The sequence below is a fragment of the Bathymodiolus azoricus thioautotrophic gill symbiont genome, assembly GCF_001298715.1.
Lineage (GTDB): Bacteria > Pseudomonadota > Gammaproteobacteria > PS1 > Pseudothioglobaceae > Thiodubiliella.
The window spans coordinates 1-4,788 of record NZ_CDSC02000078.1; the positions used below are offsets into that span (position 1 = coordinate 1).

Genomic DNA, 4,788 nt, shown 5'->3' on the forward strand with positions numbered 1-4,788 from the left:
GTTTTTTGGTTGAAATCATTATACCAGTTGGGGTTTGTGTGTTTTTTGATTTCTATTTTTGGATTAGGGGGAAAACATTTCACCTCTAACCCGACAATTTATTTTAGACAATATTGTTTTGTTGTCTACCAAAGAAATAACCCAGCTGCATCAGGTGCTAATCCATACTTTGGAACAAAAAAGCACAACGCCTGTTGCCCACTTAGCGTTGGACATGGTCAGCACAATGCACAAACACCAATTAGCTGTGCCAGTGTTTGAAGTAGTGCAATTAAGTCGACTAAAACTGCAAAAAATAAGCGTTTTTGGCTTAAACTGCCAACGCCTTGTCATTGACGCCACAGAATTATCTGCCAGTGAATGGACGGCAGTAACGATTGGCGAATTGTACTTAACAGTCAGTAATTTAAATAAATCTATTTGGCGTCACAGTCAAATACAAACGCTGCATAGTGGGTTTAAACTAAAATCCGACTCGGTGCTAACCTCGGGTTTGTATCAATGGACATTAACACAATGCCAATTGTCATTCCAGCACGCAGAACTGTCTGCACAATTGGATTGGCATATTTACAAGGCACAGCATAAGATTAACACCATAAAATCACCCGCTAAATTTGAAAGGTTGGAATTTATGCAAACTGGGCATGCGAGTGGGATTTTAAGTGCAAATTTCAGTCCAGATGGCAAACAGATTGTTTCTGCCTCAGGGGATAACAGCCTTAAACTTTGGGACTTGAGTAGCAATTGTTTGCAAACTTTTATTGGGCATACGAGTGAGGTTTTGAGTGCAAATTTCAGCCCAGATGGTAAACAGATTGTCTCTACCTCAAGAGAAATTTGTATTTGGCAACTCTCACCTCAATCTCAGCCCGCTTGGCAATTACAACACTTATGGAGTAGCGGCTATCGTCTAAGTTTTACTGATGAACGCTTAACTGCAATCCAAGCCACAGATACAGCATGGCAAACACTCAATTTTAGCAACGGCGTACAAACCTTGTCCATTGATGACCATGCAAGTTTTGTGTTAAGTGAGTCACGCAATTTAGAAATTTAAAAAAACATTCACCTAACCCTCTCTTGCGTGTGGGCATTGATAATGTGTGAGGCTTGGAAATTACCGTGTCGTGGCGCCAGGATGAAATCCAATTCTTGGTGAAAATTCAAGGTTAATGACAGTAGGCTGGTTGCGGTTTTGTAGCCAGAAATATTGGCACTGCTTGAAACCAAAGAGCTTTGACATTGTTGACACAAATCGCTAATCAGCGCATTATCGGTTAAACGTATTGCTACTGTTTTAAAAATGCCTGTAATCAATTTTGAGGTATTATGATGCGCATTGAACAAATAAGTGGTGGGGTGTTTTTGCAACTTTATTTGTGCTAATAAGCTCGTGTCTTCTACATACGGATAAAAGAAATGCAGATCACTGGCAAGCAAAATCAAGCCTTTTGCAGGGCTTCTATGCTTAAGCCATAGCATTTTTTGCATAGATTTTTCATAAGGCAGGCAGGTCAAACCTTGAACGGTGTCTGTTGGGTTGCTAATCACCCCGCCAACACTCAGTATTTTTGCTGCGTATCGTGTTTGAAAATTCATGGTTTTTTAGCGCGAGGGTGAAATTTGTCATATACCTTGGATAATTCTAAAAAGTCTAGGTGTGTATAAACCTGTGTTGATTTAATGCTTTTATGCCCTAAAAAATCTTGCACACTGCGTAAATCATGGCTAGATTGTAGAAAATGTGTGGCCGCTGCATGGCGTAACATATGTGGATACACACCGACCTTAATGCCAACTTCCAGCGCACGCTTCTTAATCATTTCTTGCACAGATCTAGCGCTTATTCTTTGCATCTTGTTGTTTAAAAATAGAGCACCCTGCGTAACACCTGTTTTTTGCAAGTAGTTTGTAATCGCCTTTTGTGCTGGGTTGCCCAGTGGTGTGTGCCTCATTTTTGACCCCTTACCCGTCACTTGCAAGAAGCCCTGAGTATTATCGATTGAATCTATATCTAATGAGACCAATTCTGACACCCTAAGTCCGCAAGAATAAAGCACCTCAACAATCGCAACATCTCGTAGCTCCCTAGCTAATTGCGACCTTGGTGTTGCTAACATTACAACTTGTTCGTAATCTAGCGTTTTTGGTAAGTTTTGGTTGACTTTGGGTGTTTGTAAACCCAAAGCGCAGTTGCTTGGTATGATTTTTCGAGACAATAAATAGCTTAAAAAACCACGCACAGAAGACAAATGACGGCGAATACTGCGTCCACTAATGCCATGATGACGCATTTTCATGACTAATAAATTTAGATGTTCTGTGGTTACATCACTCCAATTAGCGATACCTTTTTCACGCAAAAATTCTAACAACTGACACAAGTCTTTTTCGTATGCTTGCTGTGTATTTAGCGCATAGTTACGCTCAATTTTTAAATACGCAATAAATTTTTCAATTTCTTTTTGCATTTTTAGTTGAATTTTACCATTCTGCCCATATTGATATATTTTAACGCATAACATGGAATAGAAAAATGGCAGAAAAACAAACACATACTTTTCAAACAGAAGTCTCGCAACTACTGGATTTAATGATTCATTCTCTATATTCAAATAAAGAAATTTTCCTTAGAGAGTTGGTATCAAATGCCTCTGATGCGATTGACAAACTTAAGTTTGAGACACTTTCGGACGATTCTTTGGTTGAAGGCAAGGAAAATTTAGCCGTCTATATTGATGTTAATAAAGACAAAAAAACCATTACTATTACTGACAATGGTATTGGTATGACAGAGGTTGAAGTTAATAAAAATATCGGCACTATTGCCAATTCTGGTACTAAAAAATTCCTTAAAGGTTTAGATGAAAAACAAGCACAAGACTCCAATCTTATTGGTCAATTCGGCGTGGGTTTTTATTCCGCCTTTATCGTTGCCGATAAAGTCACACTTGTCACCAGAAAAGCAGGCACTAAAGGCAAAAAAGGCACGCAATGGACATCAAATGGCAAGGGTAAATACTCTACTGAAAAGGTTGATTGCCTTGATTTTGGCACCTCTATCACCTTACACATTAAAGCAGACGAGGCTGAATTTTTAGATGAACACCGTCTACGCGGCATTATCAGTAAATATTCTGACCATATTACTGTGCCGATTATGATGATTAAGCACTCAGAAGAGAGCAAGGATATCGAATATGAAGCCGTTAATAAAGCCAATGCCTTTTGGACACAAGACAAAGCTGATCTTAAACAAGAAGATTACGATGAGTTCTATAAGTCACTGACTTTTGACTTTGAAGCGCCACTCACACAGCTACACAACCGTGTTGAAGGCAACTTAGACTACACCTCACTACTCTATATTCCGTCAAAAGCACCCTTTGATATGTGGGAGCCTAAGCGCAAAGGTGGCATTAAACTCTACGCCAAGCGCGTATTTATTATGGAGGATAACGATGAATTAATGCCACTTTACTTGCGTTTTGTCAAAGGTGTGATTGACACTGCTGATTTATCGCTGAATGTTTCTAGAGAGATTCTACAAGGCAACAAAGTCGTTGATACCATTCGCAAAGCCTCAGTCAGTCGTATTTTGAAAGCGCTAGAAAAGATGGCAAAAAATAAACCTGAAAAATACGCCACTTTTTGGAAAGAATTTGGCATGGTCATGAAAGAAGGCGTGGTTGAGGATTTTGCCAACAAAGATAAAATCGCCAAACTACTACGCTTTGCCACTAATAAAAGTGATGATGCCACACAAACAGCAACACTTGAATGCTATGTTAAAAGTATGCAAAAAGACCAAAAAGCCATTTACTACATTACTGCTGAAACTTATGAGAGTGCTAAAGGTTCACCACATCTAGAAATTTTCAACCAAAAAGACATTGAAGTTTTACTCCTGTCTGACCGTGTTGACGAATGGATGGTCAGTAATTTTGGAGAATTTGATGGTATTCCACTGAAATCAATTGCCAAAGGCGATTTAGAAGATTTAGATTCTAAAGAAGAAAAAGCCAAAAAAGAGAAAACTGCTAAAGATTTTGACAAAGTGGTCGAAAAAATGGGCAAAAATTCTTGAAAATCAAGTCAAAGAAGTGAAAATCTCTAACCGCTTGAGTGAATCCCCTTCTTGTTTGGTCGCTGATGAAAATGAGATGGGTGGTAATATGGAACGCATTATGAAATCGCTCGGTCAAGATGTGCCCGACACTAAGCCTATTCTTGAGATTAATCCGAAACACCCATTGGTTAAAAAACTTAAAACCAAGATTAGTCAAGATGTTGTTAAGGTTTTGTTTGACCAAGCAGTGCTCAGTGAAGGCGGACAGCTTAAAGAACCTGCAGAATTTGTCAAGCGTATGAATAAACTTATTAAATAAACTTCGTCTTTTGCTACTTTGTAAGGCAGATTTTAAAAATATTTAGTCACACGCTTTACTAAACTCCTTGTATATTTTTTTAAAATCCGTCTTGCATAAGAAAAAAATACTCGTTTATTGATTTCTGTTGAATTGAGTTATTAAAAAGCCCGTAAACACGGGCTTTTTAATAACTAATTGTCAGGTTTCACCACGTTGTTCCCTATCTCCAAAAATCACACTCCGAAACATATCAGGTTCTCTGATAAACAAATCAGGTGTAAATTCGCATCATAAACGCACCACCTAGTTTAACCGCAAAGAATGTATTTTTAGCTTGACCCTTTAGGTCAAGTCAAAGTCAAAAATACATTCAATCTTTGAATTCGGGTTCAAAGATTAGCCAGTGTTTATAATC

Annotated in this window: 3 protein-coding genes and 1 pseudogene; 2 read left to right on the forward strand and 2 right to left on the reverse strand. The window is 38.4% G+C overall.

Translation table 11 applies throughout. The features are described 5' to 3' along the window. The first annotated feature begins 169 nt into the window (after window positions 1-169). Window positions 170-1,060: a WD40 repeat domain-containing protein gene (locus BAZSYMA_RS01640; RefSeq protein WP_090714939.1), complete on the forward strand. Its 891-nt coding sequence runs from the start codon at window positions 170-172 to the stop codon at window positions 1,058-1,060. A gap of 8 nt (window positions 1,061-1,068) precedes the next feature. On the opposite strand, the gene BAZSYMA_RS01645 is transcribed toward BAZSYMA_RS01640, so the two are convergent. Both BAZSYMA_RS01645 and BAZSYMA_RS01650 read right to left on the reverse strand, forming a co-directional pair. Then, on the reverse strand, window positions 1,069-1,602 hold the full coding sequence (locus BAZSYMA_RS01645; RefSeq protein ID WP_090714941.1) for an L-threonylcarbamoyladenylate synthase: 534 nt from the start codon (window positions 1,600-1,602) through the stop codon (window positions 1,069-1,071). Further along, a complete protein-coding gene (locus BAZSYMA_RS01650; protein WP_090714944.1) occupies window positions 1,599-2,474 on the reverse strand; it encodes a tyrosine recombinase XerC in 876 nt (291 codons plus the stop codon). Before BAZSYMA_RS01650 ends, BAZSYMA_RS01645 begins: the two co-directional genes overlap by 4 nt. Window positions 2,475-2,596: 122 nt before the next feature. Here BAZSYMA_RS01650 and htpG point away from each other — a divergent pair. Beyond that, window positions 2,597-4,391 (forward strand): annotated as a pseudogene (htpG, locus tag BAZSYMA_RS01655) (molecular chaperone HtpG). The last annotated feature ends 397 nt before the right edge of the window (window positions 4,392-4,788 follow it).